This is a genomic window from Streptomyces odonnellii, assembly GCF_000981895.1.
Lineage (GTDB): Bacteria > Actinomycetota > Actinomycetes > Streptomycetales > Streptomycetaceae > Streptomyces > Streptomyces odonnellii.
Window position 1 is genome coordinate 13,098 of sequence record NZ_LATD01000186.1, and the last position, 22,202, is coordinate 35,299.

General features: G+C 68.5%; 21 protein-coding genes, 4 pseudogenes and 2 riboswitches. Of the genes and pseudogenes, 9 read left to right on the forward strand and 16 right to left on the reverse strand.

Annotated elements, in window-relative coordinates; translation table 11 throughout:
• The first annotated feature begins 360 nt into the window (after positions 1–360).
• Positions 361–1,206: a lipoprotein gene (locus tag WH07_RS18225; RefSeq protein WP_046501101.1), complete on the forward strand. Its 846-nt coding sequence runs from the start codon at positions 361–363 to the stop codon at positions 1,204–1,206.
• A gap of 233 nt (positions 1,207–1,439) precedes the next feature.
• On the opposite strand, the gene WH07_RS18230 is transcribed toward WH07_RS18225, so the two are convergent.
• Positions 1,440–2,471: a zinc-dependent alcohol dehydrogenase family protein gene (locus tag WH07_RS18230; protein ID WP_232788950.1), complete on the reverse strand. Its 1,032-nt coding sequence runs from the start codon at positions 2,469–2,471 to the stop codon at positions 1,440–1,442.
• A 14-nt stretch (positions 2,472–2,485) separates the two neighbouring features.
• Positions 2,486–2,962: a hypothetical protein gene (locus WH07_RS18235; RefSeq protein ID WP_232788951.1), complete on the reverse strand. Its 477-nt coding sequence runs from the start codon at positions 2,960–2,962 to the stop codon at positions 2,486–2,488.
• Between the two features lie 121 nt (positions 2,963–3,083).
• On the opposite strand from WH07_RS18235, the gene WH07_RS18240 reads away from it, so the two are divergent.
• Both WH07_RS18240 and WH07_RS18245 read left to right on the forward strand, forming a co-directional pair.
• Positions 3,084–3,884 (forward strand): helix-turn-helix domain-containing protein, encoded by an 801-nt coding sequence (locus WH07_RS18240; RefSeq protein ID WP_046501102.1) that lies wholly within the window; start codon positions 3,084–3,086, stop codon positions 3,882–3,884.
• A gap of 180 nt (positions 3,885–4,064) precedes the next feature.
• Positions 4,065–4,622 carry a YdeI/OmpD-associated family protein gene (locus WH07_RS18245; protein ID WP_046501126.1) on the forward strand — a complete coding sequence of 186 codons (558 nt, stop codon included), beginning with the start codon at positions 4,065–4,067 and terminating at the stop codon, positions 4,620–4,622.
• A gap of 276 nt (positions 4,623–4,898) precedes the next feature.
• On the opposite strand, the gene WH07_RS40410 is transcribed toward WH07_RS18245, so the two are convergent.
• Positions 4,899–5,081, reverse strand: a complete 183-nt coding sequence (locus WH07_RS40410) for a hypothetical protein (protein ID WP_198533832.1) — start codon at positions 5,079–5,081, stop codon at positions 4,899–4,901.
• Between the two features lie 60 nt (positions 5,082–5,141).
• The gene (locus WH07_RS18255) at positions 5,142–5,453 is read right to left on the reverse strand and encodes a hypothetical protein (RefSeq protein ID WP_198533833.1); all 312 of its coding nucleotides are present in this window, start codon (positions 5,451–5,453) and stop codon (positions 5,142–5,144) included.
• A gap of 26 nt (positions 5,454–5,479) precedes the next feature.
• On the opposite strand from WH07_RS18255, the pseudogene WH07_RS18260 reads away from it, so the two are divergent.
• A pseudogene (locus tag WH07_RS18260) lies at positions 5,480–5,884 on the forward strand (redoxin domain-containing protein); the annotation flags it as partial.
• A 396-nt stretch (positions 5,885–6,280) separates the two neighbouring features.
• Here WH07_RS18260 and WH07_RS18265 read toward each other — a convergent pair.
• From WH07_RS18265 to WH07_RS18290, 7 genes are all read right to left on the reverse strand, one after another.
• Positions 6,281–7,384 (reverse strand): RNA-guided endonuclease InsQ/TnpB family protein, encoded by a 1,104-nt coding sequence (locus WH07_RS18265; RefSeq protein WP_052744457.1) that lies wholly within the window; start codon positions 7,382–7,384, stop codon positions 6,281–6,283.
• 21 nt (positions 7,385–7,405) lie between these two features.
• On the reverse strand, positions 7,406–7,609 hold the full coding sequence (locus WH07_RS37700) for a helix-turn-helix domain-containing protein (RefSeq protein WP_079023330.1): 204 nt from the start codon (positions 7,607–7,609) through the stop codon (positions 7,406–7,408).
• 249 nt (positions 7,610–7,858) lie between these two features.
• The gene (locus tag WH07_RS18270) at positions 7,859–8,347 is read right to left on the reverse strand and encodes a DUF4430 domain-containing protein (protein ID WP_046501107.1); all 489 of its coding nucleotides are present in this window, start codon (positions 8,345–8,347) and stop codon (positions 7,859–7,861) included.
• 159 nt (positions 8,348–8,506) lie between these two features.
• A riboswitch (cobalamin riboswitch) is annotated at positions 8,507–8,579 on the reverse strand.
• Between the two features lie 50 nt (positions 8,580–8,629).
• Positions 8,630–9,616 (reverse strand): acyl-CoA dehydrogenase family protein, encoded by a 987-nt coding sequence (locus tag WH07_RS18275; protein WP_079023331.1) that lies wholly within the window; start codon positions 9,614–9,616, stop codon positions 8,630–8,632.
• A complete protein-coding gene (locus tag WH07_RS18280) occupies positions 9,613–10,947 on the reverse strand; it encodes an aldehyde dehydrogenase family protein (RefSeq protein WP_046501108.1) in 1,335 nt (444 codons plus the stop codon). The genes WH07_RS18275 and WH07_RS18280 overlap by 4 nt, the downstream gene beginning before the upstream one ends.
• Positions 10,948–11,170: 223 nt before the next feature.
• Positions 11,171–11,341, reverse strand: a riboswitch (cobalamin riboswitch).
• 98 nt (positions 11,342–11,439) lie between these two features.
• The gene (locus tag WH07_RS18285; RefSeq protein WP_106409611.1) at positions 11,440–13,479 is read right to left on the reverse strand and encodes an ABC transporter ATP-binding protein; all 2,040 of its coding nucleotides are present in this window, start codon (positions 13,477–13,479) and stop codon (positions 11,440–11,442) included.
• 281 nt (positions 13,480–13,760) lie between these two features.
• Positions 13,761–14,255 (reverse strand): winged helix-turn-helix transcriptional regulator, encoded by a 495-nt coding sequence (locus tag WH07_RS18290; protein WP_046501110.1) that lies wholly within the window; start codon positions 14,253–14,255, stop codon positions 13,761–13,763.
• A gap of 110 nt (positions 14,256–14,365) precedes the next feature.
• On the opposite strand from WH07_RS18290, the pseudogene WH07_RS42175 reads away from it, so the two are divergent.
• The 3 pseudogenes from WH07_RS42175 to WH07_RS42325 all read left to right on the forward strand — a co-directional run.
• Positions 14,366–15,565 (forward strand): annotated as a pseudogene (locus tag WH07_RS42175) (MFS transporter); the annotation flags it as partial.
• Positions 15,566–15,568: 3 nt separating this feature from the next.
• Positions 15,569–16,528, forward strand: a pseudogene (locus tag WH07_RS42180) (NAD-dependent epimerase/dehydratase family protein); the annotation flags it as partial.
• Positions 16,529–16,566: 38 nt separating this feature from the next.
• Positions 16,567–16,689, forward strand: a pseudogene (locus WH07_RS42325) (IS110 family transposase); the annotation flags it as partial.
• Positions 16,690–17,227: 538 nt separating this feature from the next.
• On the opposite strand, the gene WH07_RS18300 reads toward WH07_RS42325, so the two are convergent.
• Positions 17,228–17,821, reverse strand: coding sequence for a TetR/AcrR family transcriptional regulator (locus WH07_RS18300; protein WP_046501111.1), 594 nt, complete (start codon positions 17,819–17,821; stop codon positions 17,228–17,230).
• Between the two features lie 86 nt (positions 17,822–17,907).
• Between WH07_RS18300 and WH07_RS18305 the strand changes: the two genes are divergently transcribed.
• Together WH07_RS18305 and WH07_RS18310 are read left to right on the forward strand one after the other, a co-directional pair.
• Positions 17,908–18,339, forward strand: coding sequence for a nuclear transport factor 2 family protein (locus tag WH07_RS18305; protein WP_046501113.1), 432 nt, complete (start codon positions 17,908–17,910; stop codon positions 18,337–18,339).
• Complete coding sequence (locus WH07_RS18310) at positions 18,336–19,178, forward strand: NmrA family NAD(P)-binding protein (RefSeq protein WP_046501114.1); 843 nt, start codon at positions 18,336–18,338, stop codon at positions 19,176–19,178. The genes WH07_RS18305 and WH07_RS18310 overlap by 4 nt, the downstream gene beginning before the upstream one ends.
• A gap of 38 nt (positions 19,179–19,216) precedes the next feature.
• Here WH07_RS18310 and WH07_RS18315 read toward each other — a convergent pair whose 3' ends face one another.
• The 4 genes from WH07_RS18315 to WH07_RS39830 all read right to left on the reverse strand — a co-directional run bounded on the left by WH07_RS18315 (position 19,217) and on the right by WH07_RS39830 (position 21,838).
• A complete protein-coding gene (locus WH07_RS18315) occupies positions 19,217–19,876 on the reverse strand; it encodes a dipeptidase (protein ID WP_079023333.1) in 660 nt (219 codons plus the stop codon).
• A 197-nt stretch (positions 19,877–20,073) separates the two neighbouring features.
• A complete protein-coding gene (locus WH07_RS18320; RefSeq protein WP_046501116.1) occupies positions 20,074–21,159 on the reverse strand; it encodes a M61 family metallopeptidase in 1,086 nt (361 codons plus the stop codon).
• Between the two features lie 7 nt (positions 21,160–21,166).
• Positions 21,167–21,610 carry a hypothetical protein gene (locus WH07_RS18325; protein WP_157877378.1) on the reverse strand — a complete coding sequence of 148 codons (444 nt, stop codon included), beginning with the start codon at positions 21,608–21,610 and terminating at the stop codon, positions 21,167–21,169.
• A gap of 57 nt (positions 21,611–21,667) precedes the next feature.
• Positions 21,668–21,838, reverse strand: a complete 171-nt coding sequence (locus tag WH07_RS39830; protein WP_157877379.1) for a hypothetical protein — start codon at positions 21,836–21,838, stop codon at positions 21,668–21,670.
• Positions 21,839–22,202 lie beyond the last annotated feature (364 nt).

Here is a 22,202-nt window from a genome sequence, read left to right on the forward strand (position 1 = left end):
TCAAGGATCAACAGCGGCTCCGCGGCCGTACCTCCGCTCGTGTCCATCCGTCGTACTCCGGCGGAGGATACTTGCCCGCACCGCACCGAGCTGCTCTATCCGCCCGTCCGCCCATCATGCTGCGGCCGGTCCGTGGCCAAGAGTCGACGTGCGACGTGCACTGAGCGCCTGGTTGATCGCAGCGTGGGGACCGCCGCCTCATCGAGTCTGCCGTTCCCTTGCCGGACCACCCCGATCACCCCGAGCCTGCCCGGTACCTCGCCCGCCTGGCCCGCTGGCTGGGAAGGCGGACCGCACCGGGGCCGGGACAGACGTCGGGTTAGAGTTCAACCGATCATCACACACCAGGGGGCGGGACATATGAAGCACATTCGGGCCGGGGCATGGGTGGGGATCACCTTCGCCGTGCTGGCCGCGACCACCGCGTGCGGCACGGAAGCCGCGAGAAAGACCGCCGACGCCGTCGGCCACGCCGACGCGATCATGGCGGCGCTGACCCGTGCGTCGGACAAGGCGTCCGGGTTCGGTTCGGCCGAGGTCGAGACGACGACCGAGATCGCCGCAAGCCGTGGCAAGCCGGTTGCCATGGACGGCACGTACTCCTGGGGCGACGGCGCCGCGCTCGACGTCGAGATGGACACCGCGAGCGCGCAGATGCAGTCCGTCCAGGACGACCCCACGCTGACGATGAAGATGGTCGACGGGGCGTACTACTACGAGGTGGACCCGCAGCCCAGCGGCCCGCTCAAGGGCAAGCACTGGATGCGGATCGACGTATCCGCCGTTGTGGGGGAGGCGGGTGCGAACAGCATCGCGGACAACGCCGACCCGACGGCGGGCCTGCGCTACATCGGCGCCTCCAAGGACGTGATGAACCTCGGCGAGGAGACCGTCCGCGGCAAGAAGGCCACCCACTACCGGGGGAGCATAGGCACTCAGCAGGTCAACGCTTCCGGCCTGACAGCCCAGGAGAAGAAGGCCGCCGTCAAGTCCCTGGAGGCGAGCGGCGGGAAGGTGTCCCTCGACATCTGGGTCGACGGTAAGGACCTGCCCGTGCGCGTGAAGCAGAGCGGCGGCGGAATGACGGTCACCATGGACTACCTGAAATTCGGTGGCATCAAGCCGATCACCGCCCCGCCGGCTGCCGACACGGCCGACCTCACCGACGAGGTCGAAAAACAGCGCGATCAGTCGCTGAACCAGTGAGGTATTGACGCGTACCAAGGGGCCCGGGCGACGGGACCGCGTCGTGCGACGGCATGATCTTGCAGGCCCTCGTAACGCGTGGGTCCCGGGTTCGCATCCCGAAGGCGGCTCGTTTGGGGCCCAGGTCAGACAGCCACTGACCTGGGCCCTTTGTTTCGATCCTGCGAGTCGGCGCTGACCGTGCGTCTCGCGTACGAGCCTGCCGCCGAAGCAGCACGCGGCGGACCGGGCGGTTATCTGATCTTGATGATTACCTTTCCGAACGGGTTGGCCGACTCGTAGTAGCGGTACGCCTCTGCGCTTTCCTCGAACGGGAACACCCGGTCGATGACCGGCCGAAGCCGATGCGCGGTGATGACGTCGTTCATTGAGATGAACTGGGCGCGACTGCCGACGGCCAAGGCCCGGACCGTGGCGGCGGCCCCGAACAGGAGACGGGGATCGACCGGTGGCCAGTTGCCGGAGACGGAGCCGACGAAGGAGATGTGGCCGTCGACGGCGAGCGCCTTCAGCGACTGCTCCAGCGTTCCAGCGGTGTCGACGACTCGGTCGACCCCTCGCCCGGTGGTGAGTTCGCGGGCGGCGGTGTGCCAGTCCGGTCTGTCACGGTAGTTGATGACCTCGTCGGCTCCCAGATCGCGGAGGCGCTGTTCCTTGTCCGTGCTGCTCGTCGTGGCGATCACTCTCGCGCCCAGCCGCTTGGCGAACTGGACCGTGAACAGTGACACGCCGCCGGAGCCGGTGGCCAGTACGGTCTGTCCGCGCTGGACGCCGCGGCCGCCGCCGGTCAGAGCGTTCCACGCCGTGACCGCGGCGCAGGGAAGCGTTGCCGCCTCGGCGTAGGAGAGGTGGTCGGGGATGGACACCAGAGCGTCCTCGGGCAGGATGGCCAGCTCCGTCAGCATTCCGTCGAGCGAGCCACCGAGCTGCGGCAGAAACGCCGGTTCAAGGGGACCGTCCAGCCACCGCGGGAACAGCGTGGCGGCGACGCGGTCGCCCGGGCGTACCCGCCGGACATCAGGCCCGACGGCGACGACCTCGCCGGCACCGTCGGAGACCGGTATGACGTCCGGTTTGACGGACAGTACGTACTGGCCGCGCACCACAAGAAGTTCGCGGAAGCTGAGCGAGGTTGCGTGGACCGCGACCGCGACCTCTCCTGCCCCGGGTGTACGTGGTTCGTGCGTACGCAGCAACAGGCCGTCGATGCCGCCGCCCGCGCTGACGTGGTAGCTGCGCACCGTTGACGGGAGCCCGGTCGTCATCGCTCTCATCCTTGTCATCCTTCGATGAACTGGTAGTCGCTGACGATGCGGCCCTCGGCGTCGAGAACGAGGATCTCCAGCCCCACGCCCACGGCCTCACCACCGTCCCGGGGCGCCATCTCCCAGTTGAACTTGACGATGTCGTGGAGCCGGTCGGCGTTGCCCCGTGACCGGAAGACGAAGGTGCCCGGCGCGACGAACTCCTCGTACGCACGCGTCACCCGGAACTCCAGCGCCTCGTGTCCGCGCGCCTCCAGAACGAGTCGGTCGAAGCCCAGCCCTTGAGCGGTCCGCAGAACCTCCTTGGGAGGCTGCAGCACATGGACCGCGTTGGCGCACCACAGCTCGTGAATCGCGGCGCGGCGGCGCTCTGTGTCGGGCTCGTTCCACATGGCAACGTAGCGGTCGGTGAGATTGCGTATGTCGGTGCTGGTGCTGGTGCTGGTGCTGGTGCTGGTGCTGGTGCTGGTGTCGGTGACGGTGTGGGCCATGATCGATCCTCGGTTGGAAACGGTCGGCGTACGGCAACGACCGTGCTGCGCCGGCCGCCGCGCGGCAATTCCTCGCGGGGAATCGCCGATCAGCAGGCGAGCGGGTTACACAAGAGGGGTGATGAGCGAATCGACCACAGGCGGCGGACTAGGCAGCGCGTTGCGTGAGTGGCGCACCCGCCGACGCGTCAGCCAGCTCGAACTGGCCATGCGCGCGGGATCCACACAGCGGCATGTCAGCTTCATCGAGAGCGGACGGTCGATGCCCGGCCGATCGATGATCATTCGGCTGGCGGAATCCCTGGAGGTGCCGATCCGCGAGCGCAACGAACTGCTCCTCGCGGCCGGATTCGCACCGGCCTACCCGCAGACCCGCCTGGACGACCCCCAGCTCGAACCGATTCGCACCGCCCTCGAACGGATCCTGCACGGTCATCTGCCGTACCCGGCGGTGGTCGTCAACCGTTACGGTGACCTCGTCTCGGCCAATGCCGCCTTCCACGCGCTCACCGCCGGCGTGGCCCCGCGTCTGCTCGCACCGCCGGTGAGCGTTCCCCGGGTGCTGCTGCATCCGCAGGGTCTTGCGGCACGCATCGTCAACCTCGACGAGTGGGCGTGGCACATCATCGACAGCGTCCAGGTCGAGAACGCGCGGAACCCCGACGAGCAGCTCCAACACCTGGTCGGCGAACTCATCGACCTGGCACCACCACGGCCGCGCGAGTCACCGCACCACCTCGGCTTCGCCGTACCGCTGCGCCTTCGGACAGAAGGTCCGGACGACGACCGGGAGCTGACGCTCATCACCACGCTCACCCACTTCGGTACCGCCATCGACGTCACCGTCGCCGAACTACGACTTGAGGCATTCCTGCCGGCCGACGAAGCGACGAGTTTGATGCTGGCCGAAGCGTTGCGGTGAACGGGCCGAGAGCCCGGGGCGGGAGCACGTTCCGGGAGCACGTTCCTGGCGATGCGGGCGACGTGGTGATGCGGTGATGCAGATGATGTGGGCGTTCGAGTGGCCGAGGGTCAGTTCGTACGAGGACGGTCCGCGACGGGCATCGCATGTTTCACTGTCGGAGTGCCTGAGGAACGGGAAATATTGTCATTCGAATCCGCTGATGCCTTCGAGACCTGGCTCGCCGGACACCACGACTCCTGCCCTGGGATCTGGTTGAAGTTGCGGAAGAAGGACCCCGGGGTGGTGGCGCTCGACTACGCCCAGGCCTTGGACGTGGCCCTCTGCTACGGCTGGATCGACGGGCAGAAGGCCAAGCTCGATGACAGGTTCTGGTTGCAGCGGTTCACCCCGCGGCGGGCCGGGAGCAGGTGGTCCAAGGTCAACAGGGAAAAGGTCGCGGCCTTGTCCGAGCAGGGCAGGATGCGTCCGGCGGGCTTGGCCGAGGTGGAGCGCGCCAAGTCGGACGGTCGCTGGGAGGCGGCGTACGACGGTATGAAGGCCGCCGGCGTCCCCGATGATCTGACCGCGGCTCTGGCGGAGACCCCGGCGGCTGCCGAGTTCTTCGAGACGCTCGATCGCCGGAACCGGTACGCGATCCTCTACCGGATCCAGGACGCCAAGAAGGCGGACACCAGGGCCCGGCGGATCGAGAAGTTCGTGGCGATGCTGGCGGAGAAGAAGAAGCTCCATCCCTGAGCCCGAGACCTCGACGACCCGGCCGTCGGCGGTCCCTGTTCGGGGGACGCCCGCCCTCCATCGCGGACACCAACCGAGTCCCAGTTCCTGAGGGACTCCTGGTCCAGCCACTGGAAGTCGTTGACACAGCGCAGCACCGCGCGCTCCTTGGCGACCTCCGCCAGTAACGTGAGCGTCGCCAGCCCGACCAGGAGCCGATCGGCTGGCTCGCTGTCGGACAGCCGCACGCCACTCGGAGTGCCTGATGCTGTGCTGCGGACAGCCCGCAGGCCTCCTTCAGATCACCGAGCGCGCGGATACGAGCATCCGGTGCAGCCCGGCAAAGGCGAACCCGGCCTCCTCCTCCACCACACCGGCCAAGCGCAGCACCAGCAGGTCAGCCGCCTCGGAGGCCGCGTAGTCGAGCAGCACGCACTTGCCGATACCCGGGTCCCCCCGCAGTACTGCGACCCTGCTCATGCCGTCGCGCAGCAGCCCCATCACGTGGTCGATCAGACAGTTTCGTCGGCCGGCTGCCGGTCAGTCGGCGGGCAGGCCGAACCAGCGGAGGAGTACGGGTCGTGCGTCGTCGGGAGCGTCTTCGGGGCCTCGGGCGTAGCGCGCGAGCAGGGCCAGATAGTCGTCATGGAATGCGTCCAGCTCACCCTTCGTGAGGTGGATGAGGCTGCGTGAACCCCGCATCCAGCCTTCGGACTCCGCCTCTTCGGCGGTGAACTGCCGGGCGAGCGCGACGTCTTCCTCCATCCTCATCCGGTCCAGCTCGGCCGACACGGCGCGCTCGGCCTCCGTCAGCTCACCCTGCGGCGGTCTGCGCACGTCGAGGCCACGCACGCCGCGCCACCAGCGCTCACGTGCCCGCCACCGTGCTGTTCACCTATCCCGGCACGGGAATCGCATGGGGTCCGATCCCCGGAGCCGCGGGCTGCGCGCTGCAGAACCGGCTCTTCCGGGACGCCTGGCCCGACTTTCGCCGGGCGGGTGTGGACGTGCGCGGCGTCAGCACTCAACTCGCTTACGAGCAGACGGAGTTCGCTCGGGCCGAGGAGATCCCGTACCCACTCCTCTCCGACGCCGCCCACCAACTGACCGCGGCCCTGCGGCTGCCGGTCTTCCGGGGCGCCGGCCGGCTGCGCCACAAGCGCCTGATCCTGGTCGTCGACGCCGAACGGACCGTGCGGCACACGTTGTTCCCGGTCGAAGACATCCCGCACGCGGTCGCCGAGAGCCTGCGGCTGGCCGCAGACTGCGCCCGGAGGGCGTGAGTTCGCCGAAGTACGCAGCCCTGTCCGTAAGCGGTCGTGGCGGAGGTATTCCACTTGTGCGCCATGTCCCTGTCGACCGCCAGTGAAGACGGCGGTCCGGACGCCCTGGTACTCATCCTCACGGGACGGCCCCGGTCGGCAGTTCGCTGTGCACGCCGTCAGCCACAAAGACCGTCGGCTGACCCGCCGGCCATATGCCGCTCTCACCCTCCAGGCCTCGTCCTTCGGAATCGCCGAGCTGTCATCCCCACGCGTTTGGGGGGTGGGGGTCGGCACCGCTGCCGAGCAGACCATGACACGCCTGTCCCCTTACGTGCACAGGGGTGGTCTCGGTCTGCGGTTATCCCTTATACGCGTATGTTCTCTGTTGAGCGTGCGGATGGGGATGCCCGGACCTTACGTTCCGGGGGTGCCCGTCTGACCCCTGCGCGGTGGCCGGGTGCGGGCTTCTCGCTTCATCGGGGACTGCCCGCCACGCCGGAGCGTGGCAGGGCTTATGTTCCCTCCGCGATCGTTTTGAGGCTCCCCGCCACCCGGGGCGCCTGTCAGATGCTGCGCGGCGATCGCGGCCAGGACACGGGCCGTGTTGAGCCGCCGGTCAAGGCGGGTACCGCAGGCCGCGCAGCGGAACTGGTCCTGCGTGGGCCGGAGCGGCGTGGTTTTTACCGTTCCGCACGCGGAGCACTGCCGTCCGGTGGGTGCGTGCCGGCCGGTGGTCACGACGGTCGCTCCGTACCAGGCCGCTTTGGCCTGGAGCTGCCAGCGGGCGGCTCCGATGGCGGTGTCGGCCAGAGCCCGGTTGCGTGCGCTGCGGACCTTCGCCGGGAGGTGAGGGGATCCGTGCTGTGCGGCCTGCTGAACGTCCCAGCCTTCGACCACGATGACAGAGTGGGCGTGGATCAGATTGGTGGTGGTCTTGGCGACGAAGTCCGCCCGCAGATTTCGGACTCGGGCGTGGATGCGGCCCACACGTCGGGCGGTCCTGGCCCGGCGGACCGATCCCATTTCGGAGCGGGCGAGGGCCTGCTGCGCCTTCTTCAACCGCAGCAGGTGTGCTTCGAGACCGCGGGGGTTGGGGATGGTGCTGCCGGTGGAGAGGGTGGCGATGTCTCGGACACCGAAGTCGATGCCGAGCGGGCCACCGTCGCGCTGGCGGGCCGAAGGGGCGGTACGGATCTCACGCACGCGTGCGACGGTCAGAGACACGAACCAGCGGCCGGACGAGTCACGGGAGACGCTTGCGCGCACAATGCGGGCCGCTGGCACTGTGCCGGTCGCTTTGCAGGCCGAGCACTTGCCGGTACCTCCTACGGCAGCGGCAGCGGTACCTCCTGCGGCGGCGGCCGGGCCCCCGCCCGTCGCCTCGCAGGCGGGGCAGGGCACTTCGTTCTTACGAAGGAGACGGCCGATCTTACGAGTGGACTCAAAAGTCTTCACTGCGCCGATCTTGGGCAGTCTGATGTGTTTGGCGTCGATGATCTGCAGTTCCACGCGGTCCATGCCTTGCACAGGTCAAAGTGCTCAGGGACGCGGACAGCCGGTTTCTCGACACCTGCTGCCTTTTTCAACCGCGTAAGCGTCGAGCGACTCAGCGATACGAGCTACGCCCCAGTCATAGGCAAAGCGGGCGCCGCCCGCATGAGAGAGGAAAGCACACTCCTGCCTGGGGCTCGGCTCCAATGCGTACTTGTACGATTGCTGGACGACTCGACGTTCGATCGGCATGAGGAACCTCCTTCCTCGCCCTGCCTTGCAGTTTCCCGTCTGAACAGTTGCTGTGCGAGAGGAATGCGCTCATCTCGTCGGCCGACCGGGAACACCCACCGGCTGGGAAGCAGGCCACCTGTGGGCCGCCGGCCTCGGCGTACTCCTGCTGCCCCGGCCCAGGAGGCGTACGCGGCCAGAGGCAAGGACGCACGTCCTGCACGGAGTGTGGGCCGGGGCGGCGGTCACAGCGGACGAGGCGGGACTGCTCTAGAAGGCGGTCCAGGTGAAGGCGACCTTGTCGCCGGCGTTCAGCTTGAACTGGCATCCGCCGACCGGTGTCGGGGTGCCGTTGACGGAGATGTTCCAGTAGGCGGAGCCACCGCCGCTGACGTCCTTGATGGAGTCGACCGAGAAGTCGTCGAACGACGCGTACCAGGCACCGTCCCAGGTGAAGTGCCACTTCCGTGCGGCATCGTCGAGAGCGGCTGTCGGCGTGGGAACGGCGCTGGGCTGAGCTCCGCCGTTGGTGCCGTCGCATCTGTGCGTACCACCGGTGACGGTGGTCACGTCGTGCCCCTGAGTCTTGATCCTGCCCTTGAAAAGGAGCCCGTCCGGTCCCTGCACGGTCAGGGCCACCTTGACCGGTGCGTTCGTCGAGGCCGTGCCGTGCGGATGGGCGACGGCGGGAGCGGAGGCGAGAGCCAGACTGAGGGCCGCGGTGGCCACGAGGGTACGGCGGGCGGATATCAGACGCACAGGAGTGCCTTCCTGGTGTGGGACGTCTGCCGCCCTGACCGTAGCCGGACGTCTGCTGCCGCCGTCCGTCCGCGAACCGCGCGGCGGGGGCGCAGCCGACCGGGCTGCGGGCTTCACGCTGCAGACCATGACAGTGGGAAGCGGTGCACGTCACGCGCTGGGTTCCCCGACTCGCGGCCCGAACGGGCCGCACACGGTTGCAGGTCAGCGCCGGATTCCCACCGGCTTCCCCCAGTCGCGCACGCATTCAGTTGTGGCTCCGAAGACCGAAGCCCTGGCATCCTACGGCCGGTTGACGCGGTACGACCAGAGCCCGACGCACAGTTGCGGCGACTGCGGGTCGCCGCGGTCCAGGGCCTGGGCGGCCTGCTGGACCAGGGCGCGGGCGGCGAGTTCGGTCGCCATGTCGGCGAGGCGGAACTGAAGGGCCTGTGCGTCGAGCAGCCGGTAACCGAACGCCTCCCGGCCGGCGAGGTACGTGAGGCTCCGGTCCAGGGCGCTTCGCGCGCCGCCGAGGGAGCAGGCGGCGATACCGAGCCGTCCGCCGTTCAGGCCGCTCATGGCGATGCGGAAGCCGTCGCCTTCCCCGCCGAGGAGCCTGTCGGCGGGTACGCGGACCTCGTCCAGGACGACCTGGCGGGTGGGCTGGGCGTTCCAGCCCATCTTCTTCTCGTTCGGCCCGAACGAGAGGCCGGGATCGTCGCGTTCGATCACGAAGGCCGAGATGCCACGCGGTCCGTCCGCCCCGGTCCGCGCCATGACGATGTAGACCTCGGCGGCCCCCGCGCCGGAGATGAACTGCCTCACGCCGCTGAGGATGTAGTGGCCGCCGTCCCGGACAGCGCGGGTACGCAGGGCCGCGGCATCCGATCCGGCACCTGGTTCGGTGAGGCAGTAGCTCCCGAGGCTGTCCATGGCACACAGCCGGGGCAGCCACCGTGCGCGCTGCGCCTCATCGCCGTACGTGTCGATCATCCAGGCGACCATGTTGTGGATGGAGAGATAGCCCGCGATGGAGGGACAGCCCGAGGCCAGGCTCTCGAAGACGAGGACCCCGTCGGCCCGCGTGAGGCCGCTGCCGCCGGCGTCCTCCCGTACGTATACGCCGCCGAGCCCGAGGCCGGCCGCCTTGCGCAGCACATCGAGGGGGAAGGGCTTGTCCTGGTCCCACCGGAGGCCGTGGGGGCTCAGGTGGTCCTGTGCGAAGTCCAGAGTGGTTTCGATGAGGGACCGCTGGTCCTCGGTGAGCGAGGTGGTCATGGTGCTCATCCCATGGTGGGGAGGGTGAAGCTCGCGCCTTCCCTGGCGCCCTTGGGCCAGCGCGAGGTGACGGTCTTGGTGCGGGTGCAGAAGCGGACGGAGCCCGGGCCGTGTTGGTTCAGATCACCGAAGGCCGACCGCTTCCAGCCGCCGAAGGTGTGATAGGCGACCGGTACCGGAATGGGTACGTTGACGCCGACCATGCCGGTGTTCACCCTGCGGGTGAAGTCACGGGCCGTGTCGCCGTCCCGTGTGAAGATCGCGACCCCGTTGCCGTACGGATGCTCGCTGGGCAGACGCAGCGCTTCCTCGTAGTCGGCGGCCCGTGCGACACACAGGACGGGGCCGAAGATCTCCTCGCGGTAGATCCGCATCTGCGGAGTGACCCGGTCGAAAAGGGACGCACCCGCGAAGAACCCGTTCTCATGGCCGGGAAGGGAGAAGTTCCTCCCGTCGACGACGAGTTCGGCGCCCTCGTTGACCCCTATGTCCACGTACCGCCGGACCCGGTCGAGAGCGTCCCTGCTGACCAGTGGGCCGAAGTTGGCGGACGGATCGTCGGAGCGGCCGATACGAAGCGTGCCGACGCGTTCCTTGAGCGCGGCCACAAGCGCATCGGCGGCCTTCCTGCCCACGGGCACGGCCACCGAGATCGCCATGCAGCGCTCGCCCGCCGACCCGTATCCGGCACCGATGAGCGCGTCGACCGCCTGGTCGAGGTCCGCGTCCGGCATCACGATCATGTGGTTCTTGGCGCCCCCGAAACACTGGGCGCGCTTGCCGTGGGCGGCGGCGGTGGCATAGATGTGGGCGGACGGTTTGAGAACGAAGGCGTTGCCACAGGCCAGAGCGGGGGCCGCCTTCCACAGGGGGATCATCGCGGGAAAGTTGAAGGGTGTGATTCCGGCGACGACACCCAGCGGGGAGCGCAGCGAGCGCACGTCGATGCCCGTTCCGGCGTTGTCGCTGAACTCGCCTTTCAGCAGATGCGGGAAGCCGGCGGCGAACTCCACCACTTCCAGGCCGCGCTGGATGTCACCGTGCGCGTCCGCCACGGTCTTGCCGTGCTCGGCGGACAGCAGCCGTGTCAGGGAATCGCGCTCGGCTTCGGCGAGTTGGAGGAAACGCAGCAGGACTCGGGCCCGCCGCTGCGGGTTCCACTGCCCCCACTCCCGCTGCGCGATGGCGGCGTCAGCGATCGCGGCTTCGGTGTCGGGGCGGCCGGCGAGCGGTACATGGGCCTGGACGGCGCCGGTGTTCGGGTCGTACACGTCGCCGAAGAGACCTGACGTGCCGACGGTGTGCTTGCCGCCGATGAAATGTGTGAGTTCACGGACCATGGATGCCTGCTCTCGTCAGGTGAGATCCGGAGGATGGCGCGGCTGACCGCACCAGGACGCGCCGATCGGCGCGCTGATGAGGGAAACCGCGGGACAGCGAGCAGCGAGGGCCTTCAGGCCGCCGAAAGGCTACGAAAGCGTGAAGGGACGCGTATGCTCCGCCGGATCACCAGGGGCGTGGGAACGTACCGGTGCCATGCGTGTCTGCTCCATCCTCGTGGACAACACGGAACATTCCGCGGCCGGTATCCTGACTCCCGGATCCCCGCGTGCCGCCCGCCTTCCCGGCAGACCTCGCCAGTGGCGTGTGGATGGCAGCACACTCCCCGGTCACAGTGGCGGGACCGTGCCGGATTCACACCGGCTTCCCTGCACCGCGGACCTTGCAACAAAGATATAGTTGGACGTCCTGGCAAGCCCAGTCCCGCCACGAGGCCTGTCGCAGCCCGCTTGCCGCGCCCCGGCGACGAGCTCTCCCGGCCCGGAGCTGGATCACGGCGTGGCCTCCTGGGTCGGGGAGGAACTGCGCCGGGCTGTGGGCACAGGTGCGTCGGAGGGGTTGGCGAGCCCGAACTGAGCGGCCTGCGCCGTGAACATGCCTTGGTATAAACCGTCCTGGCGGGCCATCAGCTCGTCATGGGTGCCCTCTTCGGCTACGCGCCCCTGATCGAGGACGTAGATGCGGTCCGCGTTCGCGGTCGCGGCGAGCCGGTGAGTGACAAGTACGATCGCGTGTCCCTCCTCTGCGAGGGACCACAGTCCCTTGAACGCCGCGATCTCGGCGTGTGGATCGAGCGCGGAGGTTGGCTCGTCGACGAGCAGGAACGGCGCAGCCCGGTACAGGCTTCGTGCCGTTCCCAGCTTCTGCCACTGTCCGCCGGAGAGCTGGACACCGCGCTCGTAGCCTTTGAACACGATTGAGTTCCAGCCGTGCGGCAAGTTCTCGACCAGTGTGAGCACGTTCGCGGCCCGGGCCGCGTCCTTGACGCGGCCCATGTCCCGTACGCGGTCGCCGGCGCCGATGGCTACGTTCGCGGCGGCGGTCATCTCCCAGCGCGGGAAGTCCTGGGCGAGCAAGCCGACCGAGGCGAAGATCTGGTCCCGGTCGGCCTCGCGTAGTTCGACCCGGCCGCCGTTGCCGTCCTCCCACCAGATGTTCCCCTCGGTGGGCAGCAGCAGCCCGGCGAGTAGTTTCGTCAGAGTCGTCTTGCCGGAGCCGTTCGCGCCCACCAGCGCTGTCACTTCACCCCGGCGGACCGACAGGCTCACCCGCTTCAACGCGGGGGAGTCCGCCCCGGGGTAGGTGAACGACACGTCCTCCACACGCACCCGGTCCACGCCGACGGGCAGGGGAGTGCCCGAGGACGGAATGGCGTGCTCGGCGGACAGTTCGATGGCGGACTCGGTATCGGTGAGGAACAGCAGCTCTTCGTAGAGGCGGTTGACCTGCTGGACCAGAGAGGTCAGACGCGCGGTCGAGGTGCGGATCGCGATGACCGCGGTGCCGCCCACGGCCAGCGGCAGTCCGCCGGCGGCCAACAGCCACCACAGCACTCCGTAACAGGCCAGCGACGCCAGCCCGGCGAAGGCCCCGGCGACCAGGTCCGTGGATGCCTGCGCGCGGGCCAGCCTCCGCTGCTCGGCCTCGGTCTGCCGGGACATTTCCTCATAGCTCGACAGCAGCTTGGCCCCGGCCGCGTGTACGCGGATCTCGCCCGCCGCGTGCGGGCGGGTCAGGTAGGCCAGCAACGAGGCGATCGCGCGCCGGTGATCGACCCAGTTCAGCCGCGAGACGTAGTCGCGGCGCGCGGAACGGACCGCCCCCCACCCCTTGGGCAGAGCGATCGCCAGCAGCATCGGCAGCAGGACCCAATGCAGCGACGCCAGGACCGCTGCTGCGGCGGCCATTCCGATCAGCACGTTGCCGACCCCCACCGACAGCCGCAGCATGCTGCGCGCCGAGTCCGTGCCGAACTTGCCCGCCTCCAGAACGCGCTGGATCTCCGGCCGCTCCGTCGCCTCCACCTCGACTCTGGTGACCGCCGCGTAGTACCGCGCGGAGACCGCACGCTCCACCTGTGGCTCCAGTCGGCCCGACATCGCCGTCGACCACGCCGACAGCAGCGCCGTCCCCACCGCGGTGACGGCCAGCGCTGCCAGCGACGGCACAGCACCACGGAGCTTGTCCACAGTGGGACCGTCTGCGAAGAGGCGCGTGAGGACCGCGTTGACGGCGACCAGCCCCCACGCTGCTGTCAGGCCTTGGCCGAGCTGTGCCAGTACGACCCCGGCCAGCGCTCGCCGGTCCGTCTGCCGGCCACTGCGCAGCACCATGGCCATCATCCGTGGCAGCGCGGCTGCCATGTGCCCGAATGAGAGCCGCGTCAGCGGGCCCTCGTGACGTACGAAGGACTGGTCGTGGCGGAGTCGACCTCCGTAGAGCTCACGTTCCGCTCTTGAGATCGTTGCTTCAGCGGATGCGGCTTTCGCGTTCTGCGGCCTGTTGCGGCCCGGCCCGGCTGTTGTCAACATCGCTCCCCTGTGACGAGTGCCGTGTTCGTCGGGTTCAACGATGCCGCCACGTTGTCGAACGCGTGTCTTTCGGCCGGACTGCGGAGCCTGGTGCCGCACAGGTCAACGACGATGCGGGATGCATGAACCCGTGTCCTGCACGACCGGGCCGACGAGGCCGGATGGCCAGAACCCGCACGGCAGTGGCAGAGGCGGCACCGGCCGCAGCCGTCGCTTCGTACCTCCGGCCGGTGGGCGTGGACAGGGTGGTGGCCGACGGGCGACTGCCCGGGGCCGGGCCCTTATCGGCAGGGCGGCGTGCCGGCATCGGGCTCCGGCTCGGGGCATTGGGCGGAGACCTTGTGGACGGTGGTGTCGTCGGGGTTCAGCCGTCGCCCGTCCGCGGACAGCACTTCCAGCGCACGGAGGCGATGTCCCTGCCGGCGGTCGACCAACTCCGAGTGCGGTTCGCCGGGGGCGAAGAAGTTCTGTTCGCCCCACTGCCGCAGCGCCACGATAACGGGGAAGAGCGCTTTCCCCTTCGGGGTCAGCACGTACTCGCGGTAGGCGCTGCCGTCAGACGCGGGGACGGATTGGAGGACACCGCTGTCGACCAGGGTGCGCAGCCGCGCGGTGAGGATGTTCTTCGCCACGCCGAGGCTGCGCTGGAACTCCCCGAAGCGCCGGCTCCCGTCGAAGGCGTCCCGCACGATCAGCAGTGACCACCAGTCGCCGATCGCGTCCACCGACCGGGCGACAGGACATTCATCGGCGTCGAAGCGCGTCCTGGCCACCATGGCGGCCCTCTCTCTCGTCTCTCGGCTCCAGCAACGGTTGCAACACGCTACCAAGAAAGTTACCTTCATTTTCGGTTGCAAGATGAAACCAGAAATGGGGAGGCGTGCCGATGCCTGACAACGGCGAGTCAGTGACAGCACAGACCAGGGTCCGAAACGAGGGAGATTCCGCGTTCGTCCTGTCCCGTGGCATCGTCGTACTGTTCGCCGTCGCCTGCGGGGCCGCGGTGGCCAACGTCTACTTCTCCCAGCCGCTCCTGGTGCCCCTGGGCCACGACCTCGGCATGAGTCCGGCACTCGTCGGCGGCGTTGTCACCCTCACGCATGTCGGATACGGGCTCGGGCTGTTCTTTCTCGTACCGCTGGGCGACGTGGCCGACCGCAGACGGCTCGTCGTGGCCCAATTGCTGCTCCTGGTGGTCGCGCTGGCCGTGGTGGCCACCGCGCGCACGGCGGCGGTCCTGCTCGTGGGCATGACCGCGACGGGGCTTCTCGCAGTCGTCACGCAGACGCTGGTGGCCTTCGCGGCGTCACTGGCCCCTCCCGCCGGGCGCGGACGGGTCGTCGGTCTGGTGACCAGCGGCGTGGTCGTCGGAATTTTGCTCGCCCGCACCGCCTCCGGTCTCATGGCCGATCTCGCGGGCTGGCGCTCGGTCTACCTCGCCTCGGCGTCGCTCACAGCTCTGCTCGCCCTGGTCCTGTGCCGAGTGCTGCCGCAGCACCGTGACGCTCCGCCGACGACCCCGCGCTACGGACAGCTCCTGCGCTCCACGATCATCCTGTTCGCGCGGGAACGACTGCTGCGGCTCCGGGCCCTGTTCGGTCTGCTGGTCTTCGCCGCCTTCAGCACCCTGTGGAGCAGCGTGGCGCTGCCGCTCAGCGAGGCCCCGTACTTCCTGTCCCACAGCGCGATCGGGGCGCTGGGGCTGATCGGTGTCGCCGGCGCCCTGGCCGCGACCGTGGCGGGCCGCCTGAACGACCGCGGACTCTCCCGGCCGACCACCGGCATCGCCCTGACGCTGCTCGCCGCCTCGTGGCTGCCCCTGGCCTTCACCCGTAGCTCGCTCTGGGCCCTGTTCGTGGGGGTGATCCTTCTCGACCTCGCCGTGCAGGCGGTCCATGTCACCAACCAGACCTTGATCTACGCGCTGCACCCGGACGCCGGCAGTCGGCTGATCGGCGGGTACATGGTCTTCTACTCGATTGGCAGCGCCACCGGCGCCATCGCCGCGACATCCCTGTACGCGGTGGCCGGCTGGGGCGCCGTATGCACATTGGGTGCCGCGTTGAGCTGCCTCGCCCAGCTACTGCACTGCGGCTACCGCGTGCGCACCACCGTGCGCAGCACTGGCAAGCACGCTGTGGTGACGGACAGTGTGCGCGCTGCGGGGGCGCGGCAAGTGGAGGGACTGTCATTCGCCGTAGCCGATCTGACCCGGGACGATGGCTGGACCGAGGCGGCGACCGGCTGCGAGTACGTCCTCCACGTCGCCTCACCGTTCCCCGCCCAGCAGCCGAAGGACGAGAACGAACTGAACGGGCCCGCCCGGGAGGGAACCGTGCGGGTACTGCGGGCCGCTCACGCGGCCGGCGTGAAGCGGGTGGTCCTCACGTCGTCCTTCGGTGCGATCGGCTACGGGCACCCGGCAAGTGGGCGGGCCTTCACCGAGGAGGACTGGTCACACCTGTCGGGACCGGGTGTCACGCCGTACGTGAAGTCCAAGACGCTCGCCGAGCGCGCGGCATGGGACTTCGTCAAGGAAGAAGGAAGCGGCCTTGAACTCGCCGTGGTCAATCCGGTGGGGATCTTCGGCCCCGCGCTGGGCTCCCACCTGTCGGGCTCGCTGCGGCTGATCCAGGCCATGATGAACGGCACGATGCCCGGCATCCCGGACCTGTCGACGGCCGTGGTCGACGGCCGCGATGTCGCGGACCTGCACCTACGGGCCATGACCGCGCCCGAGGCCGCAGGAAAGCGATTCATCGCCGCGGCGGGTGACACGGCCCCCTTCGCCCACATTGCCGCGACCCTGCGCGAACGTCTGGGCGAGGGCGCGAGCCGGGTGCCCAGGCGGCGCCTGCCCAGCCTCCTCGTCCGCGTCGGCGGCCTGGTGGTTCCGGCGATGCGGGAGATGAGTGGCAACCTCGGCTTGGTCCGGCACGTCGCCGCCACTCGCGCCCGGACCGAACTGGGCTGGCGGCCCCGTTCGACCGAGGACGCCATCACCGCGAGCGGACAGAGCCTCATCGATCTCGGCCTGCTGACCCGCTGAAACCGCTCGCCCCTCGCCACCCAACGGGTTTCTCGATACGGGTTCTGGGCCCGCGCGTCGAGCACCCTGCCGTGCTCTGGCTGCTGGAACGCTTCGGCTTGCCCACGGCGATCCGCGCGGCCGACTGCCGTCGGCCGATCACAATCCTGCGGCCCAAGGCCCGGCCTGGTTGTCCAATTGGCCATGCCGAGCAGCTCGGTTGGCTGCCCCCGGGCCGGAGGCTGGGCGGGTTCATCGGTCGTCGGCAGTAGGTCCCTCGCCTCATGCGCGCTGTGAGTCTGCTGGTCAGGGTCGGCGCTCATGCGGAGCACGGGACGCACCAAGTGCCGTTGTCCGCGATATCCCGCCGGACTGCCTGCCCGGGGGTGCCTACGACCGGTACGTGGCGGAGCTGGCCGAAGGGGATCCCCAACCACGAGGGCGTCGCGTTCCACCTCGCCCCGGCGGGCAAGCCGTTCGGCGCGGTGGCCGTTCTGCAGCTTGCGCAGCAGGGCAAGCTGAAAGCAACTACGACGACTTCCCACTCATAGAGATGATCGAGCGAGAGCCCCAGGCCATCACCAGCCAGCGCTGAATCGCAGAACACCTCGCCCGACGTCGGCACCACCCGGCACCGACCGGTCTTCATGAACTCCACCCGCGCAGGGCGAAGTCGTCGCCCACCGGCTGCCCAGAACATCACCCGGTGCAGGGATCAGGTCAACCCTGCGGCGGGCCGGAGGCCAGGACTCTGGTGGTGAAGTTCGCCAACTGCGCCCGCATCCTTTTCCGTGACACGAGCCCCTCTCCGGCCAGGTGCTCGACGAGGTCGGCTCGTGTGGCGGCGAGCAGGGCGTGAGCTGTGAAGTCGCTGTCGGTCAGGCCGGGGATCTGCTCCAGTACGGCTTGGAGCATGCTGTGCCACCGCTCGTAGTGCTCAGCCTGGTACGGGCTGCCGCTCGCGCTTTCCTCCAGGGCCAGCGCGAGGCGCCGGTTGTCGAGTTTGAAGCACAGGACGGCGTCGAGCAGGGCAGCCACACGGTCCTGTGGCGGGGTCGCGGGCCCCAGAGGCGGGGGACCGGTCTCGACGGCTTCCCTGATCGGTTCGAGCCGTGCCTCGTACAGCGCGCGGAGCAGGCCGGTGCGATCGCCGAATGCCCGGAAGAGCGTGCCCTTGCCGACGCCGGCCGCCGCGGCGATGTCGGCCATGGTGACGTCCTCGGGGCTTTCGCAGCGGGCGAAGAGGGCGTCGGCGGCCTCAAGGACGGCCTTCCGGTTACGGACGGCGTCCTTGCGGGGCCTGCGCTCGGGCATGCCGTACCTCCATTTGCAAAGCGGACCTGTGGTCCGTATCGTCGAAACGGACCCACGGTCCGGATTGTATGCCTTGGAGGATATCCATGCCCACACCCGCACCCGCTTTGCCGGCGGATCTGTACCGCCACAGTCTGCGAGTGCTGCTCGACAAGAACATTCCCGCATGGGTCGCCCTGTGGGCCGAGGACGGACTCATGGAGTTCCCGTTCGCCCCCGAGGGCTGGCCCCGGCGTCTGGAGGGCAAGGAGGCCATCGCCGCCTACATGCGCCACTATCCCGACCACATCGATCTCCACGACTTCCCCGACCTGAGGATCCACCGGACCACCGATCCGCAGACCATCGTGGTCGAGATGCGCGGCGTCGGCCGCCTGGTGGAGACCGACGCCGCCTTCGACATGACCTACATCGCCGTCGTGACCGTTCGGGAGGGGCGCATCACCTCCTACCGCGACTACTGGAACCCCCTCGTCGTCCTCGAAGACGGCACCGACTTCACCGGGAGCAGCCGATGACCGCCACCGGCACCACGTTGGTCATCGGCGCCACCGGTACCACCGGCAGCCGCACCGCCCGACAGTTGACGGGCGCAGGCCACCGCGTCAAAGCCGCCAGCCGTCAGGCCACCCCGGTCCATGGCGCCGAGCCGGTCCCCTTCGACTGGTACGACCCTGCCACCCACGCTGCCGCTCTCGATGGCGTCGACCGCGTCTATCTCATACCGCCCGTCGGCGACTCCGACCCGGCGGCGATCATGCTGCCGTTCCTTCATCAGGCCCGCACCGCCGGCGTGCACCGCGCGGTGCTGCTGAGCTCCTCGGCCATCCCCGAAGGCGGCCCGGCGGTGGGAACGGTGCACCAGGCCCTGCCCGGTCTGTTCGAACAGTGGGCGGTACTGCGGCCCTCGTGGTTCATGCAGAACTTCACCGGCGCGCACGCGCACGGCCGCAGCATCCGTGACAGCGGCATCATCCGGACCGCCACCGAAAGCGGCCGGGTCGGTTTCGTCGACGCCGAGAACATTGCTGCCGTCGCCGTTCACGCGCTGACCGACGAGCAGGCCCCCAACACCGATCTCGTCCTCACGGGACCCGAGGCACTCAGCCACGACGACATCGCCACGATCATCACCGAGGTCACCGGTCGGCCCGTGGTCCACCGCCGTCTGTCCTACGAGCAGATGCGCGATCGCCTCACGGCGGAGGTCCCGGCGGAGTTCGCCGCGATGCTGGCCGGCATGGACCGCGCCATCGCCGGAGGGACGGAGGACCGCATTACCGACACCGTCCAGCGCCTCACCGGTCGGCCCCCGCGTACCTTCCGCGTCTTCCTTGAGAGGGAGACGCGGTCTTGAGAGGGAGATGCGACGCGGCAACTGATGCTCCGGGAGAATCAGCAGTTCCGGTCCGCAACCCTGCGCAATCCTGTCAACGCGCGGCAGCCCGTGTGGTTGATCGACACGGGTACGCGGGAGTGTGCTGTCGCCTCCAGGCAGGTCCGTTCACCGCTGTGGGAGAGGTCCACCATGACGTGGTGGTCGTTGAGGGCGTCGATGACCTCGCGCCCGAACTCGCTGAGCTCGGTGTCGGCGGGCGCGCTCGATCCGCCGCCGAGCTCGTTGGCCTGGTTGTACGTCAACTGCACGACATGGACTTCGCGTTCGGCGAACGTTGCCACGCGTTCAGCATCGTCGACTATGGCTTGAGCGTTCTGGAACCCGTAGATGACACCGGTCCGCCCCTCACGCGCCGCCGTGCGGATGTCCTCAACCGTGGTGACTTTCAGCAGGTTGTTCGGATGGCGGTCAACAATGCTGTCCCATACGTCGAGTTCACTCAGGGTGTGTTCGTAGGGCGAGTGGTCGCCTGTCACGTAGCCCAGCGTGATGTTGACCGCGGTCAGACCGGAGGCGCGTGCGTCGGCGAGCGTCCTGGCGTCGATCGTGCAGTGCTCACTTGTCCGGTTGACGTAATTCAGAGCCGTATCTGACTGCGGCGCGTTGGGATTGTCGAGCTGTCCGAGTGCGTTGATGATCAGTGGTGTGTCGTTCACTGTTTCTCCTGAGACACGGGCTGCGGAGGCTGCCCGGACGGCTGGCCGGACGGAATTCGGGGCGGTCGGCGATTGAGGCGGTGCCTGCCGATCGCGGTGCTGACACGACTTGGCAGGTGATGCCGTATGAGAGGCGGCATCGAGCAGGCATCCGTGCACCCGTATGCACCGGCGGTTGCGGTGTTTTCGCTCCCTGCTCAAGACCTTTGCGTACGGTCAGTGACCTGCCACCGGTAGGAGCGAACGGCCGCGCCTCTCGGCTCACCGAGCGCGTCCGACGCGGGTACCACCCACTCGCCTGCTTCCATGGCCGCGAAATCGTCGGGTCCCGCCTCGCCGAGCTCCTTTCGTACCATCTCCAGCCACTCGGCGACCCCGACCTTCTCGCCGGCCCACCGGCGCTCCAGCGCCGCCAGGACCAGGTCGTCGACTCCGCGCTTTCCTTCGCCGGCAGCCTGGATCTTCGCGTTCACGTCGATGAGGTAGAAGAGCCCGCGGCCGTAGGGGACGCGCTGGGCGCGCTGGTCCCGCCAGTAGATCTCTGCTGCCGTCGCGCTGGTCAACGTCTGCAGAGGGTTGGTGAAGTAGTTCCGTGCCCGTTCGTTGACGGGTTCCAAGAACTGTTCGTCGTCCAGCAGCCCTGCCCGGTGCGGCAGGACGAGTGAGTAGTACTCGGCGGTGCCTTCGGAGTACCAGGCGGTCTCACTGTGTTCCCCGTCCAGCCTGGGCCAATTGTGCGCCGTTTCGTGCGCCAGGAGCGCCGAGAGGCTCTCCACGGTGGGAACCTCGTCGTCGCCGTAGCCGAAGAAGAAGGACCGCGGCAGCGCGGTGCCTCCGGTGCCGTCGTGCGGATTCCTCCGGACGAACACCCGGTGTCCCGGGACCGGCTCGCGGAAGAAGTCACACATGATCGAGTAGACGCGCTCGATGTGCTCGGCGACGGCTACGGGGTCGAAACTCGGCTCGGTGAGCCAGTACATGTTGAAGGTCGGTGAGCCCTGAGCAGGGTGCTGGTGCAGCGGGCCGGCCATATAGAACGAGTACGCCAGCATGTCGACCGTCCCGGTCAGTTCACAAGCGTCCTCACCGAAACTCGCGACGCAGCGGACCTTCTCTTCCGTGCAGTTCCAGCGCACGCTGATCGCGAACTCGGTGTCGGGCTTCGGCAGCACGAGGAAGGTGATTCCCGCCCCGTGGACACCGTCGGCTTCGGCCCGCAGATCGAACAGGGGCCCGTTGTGAGTGGCCGGACCCACCTGCTGTACGGGCGCGAAGTAGGACACCGTGAGGTCACCGCTGGTAATCGGACAGGGAATGGCCGCCTTCCAGCGCACGGACATGCACGCGGTCGGCGGGGACGCCGTTGTGACGCAGGGCGGACAAGGCGGCGGAGAGGGGAGCGGCCAGGTCGAAGTAGCAGCCCAGCAACAGGATCCGCAGCGCGGTGCGCCGGCGCATCAGCCGGCACAGATACACCGTGGGGTTCCGGTAGAACGTACGAGCGGGCAGGGCGGCCCGCCAGTCCCTGGCGAAGTTGAGATCCAGGGACAGCGAGACGTACGGCTCCTTGCCCGGCGCCTCCGCTTCGGCGACCAGGTAACAGCCCAACGCCGGTGACTCGATCACGTTCCTCCCGCCCAGGCCGAGGGCCGGATCGTCCGCAGCCGGGGGGCGCCCGTCGTCGCGCGGCGGTGTGAGCGGACCCGTGATCCGGGTGTCGAGGCGGCCCACCAACTCGGAACGGTCAGCCAGCAGGCTTCGCAGGAAGGTTTCGCTGTCGATCCGCAGGTCTCACCCGGCGATGTCCCCGGCAGGCAGTCCGGTGAAGGCTGCCAGGCGGTCGGCGAGAGCGCCACGCCGTTCCGCGGGCAGTGCGGATCCCTGATGCAGGGCCACCAGGTACTCGGTACCGGCGAACTCCCGGGCCGCCTCGAAGACGGTTGCCGCGTCCGGAGAGTCCACCGTGCCGCGTCCGTGATGCCAGGCGGTTCCGGGGCAGCTCTCGTCTTCGCTACCGATGATTGGGCGGCCTTCCTGATTAGTCACACCCGATAGCAGCTAGGAAATCAGACGCCGTCCGCCGGATACTCGCAGATTTCCCAGCGGACGGTGTCGGTGCCGCTACAGATCAGTTGGACGGGTAAGGACTCCGCAGACGTTGGGGGCGAAGGAGCCGAAGTGATCGTTTTAAGGCGATCAGAGTGTGCCTCGCAGATGGAGGGATCCGCATTCGGGGTGAGGGCCAAAGCCGTACTGCTTGGGCGGCCACGGGGAGGGGGGCGGAGTCGGGCACCACCACTCATCGATCATCCGGGTGATCCAGGGC

Bases quoted from the DNA above. Each gene is read 5' to 3' on its own strand.
- WH07_RS18225 (WP_046501101.1), top strand. From the start codon at position 361: ATGAAGCACATTCGGGCCGGGGCATGGGTGGGGATCACCTTCGCCGTG.
- WH07_RS18230 (WP_232788950.1), bottom strand. From the start codon at position 2,471: ATGACGACCGGGCTCCCGTCAACGGTGCGCAGCTACCACGTCAGCGCG.
- WH07_RS18235 (WP_232788951.1), bottom strand. From the start codon at position 2,962: ATGGCCCACACCGTCACCGACACCAGCACCAGCACCAGCACCAGCACC.
- WH07_RS18240 (WP_046501102.1), top strand. From the start codon at position 3,084: ATGAGCGAATCGACCACAGGCGGCGGACTAGGCAGCGCGTTGCGTGAG.
- WH07_RS40410 (WP_198533832.1), bottom strand. From the start codon at position 5,081: ATGAGCAGGGTCGCAGTACTGCGGGGGGACCCGGGTATCGGCAAGTGC.
- WH07_RS18265 (WP_052744457.1), bottom strand. From the start codon at position 7,384: ATGGACCGCGTGGAACTGCAGATCATCGACGCCAAACACATCAGACTG.
- WH07_RS37700 (WP_079023330.1), bottom strand. From the start codon at position 7,609: ATGCCGATCGAACGTCGAGTCGTCCAGCAATCGTACAAGTACGCATTG.
- WH07_RS18275 (WP_079023331.1), bottom strand. From the start codon at position 9,616: ATGAGCACCATGACCACCTCGCTCACCGAGGACCAGCGGTCCCTCATC.
- WH07_RS18280 (WP_046501108.1), bottom strand. From the start codon at position 10,947: ATGGTCCGTGAACTCACACATTTCATCGGCGGCAAGCACACCGTCGGC.
- WH07_RS18285 (WP_106409611.1), bottom strand. From the start codon at position 13,479: ATGTTGACAACAGCCGGGCCGGGCCGCAACAGGCCGCAGAACGCGAAA.
- WH07_RS18290 (WP_046501110.1), bottom strand. From the start codon at position 14,255: ATGGTGGCCAGGACGCGCTTCGACGCCGATGAATGTCCTGTCGCCCGG.
- WH07_RS18300 (WP_046501111.1), bottom strand. From the start codon at position 17,821: ATGCCCGAGCGCAGGCCCCGCAAGGACGCCGTCCGTAACCGGAAGGCC.
- WH07_RS18305 (WP_046501113.1), top strand. From the start codon at position 17,908: ATGCCCACACCCGCACCCGCTTTGCCGGCGGATCTGTACCGCCACAGT.
- WH07_RS18310 (WP_046501114.1), top strand. From the start codon at position 18,336: ATGACCGCCACCGGCACCACGTTGGTCATCGGCGCCACCGGTACCACC.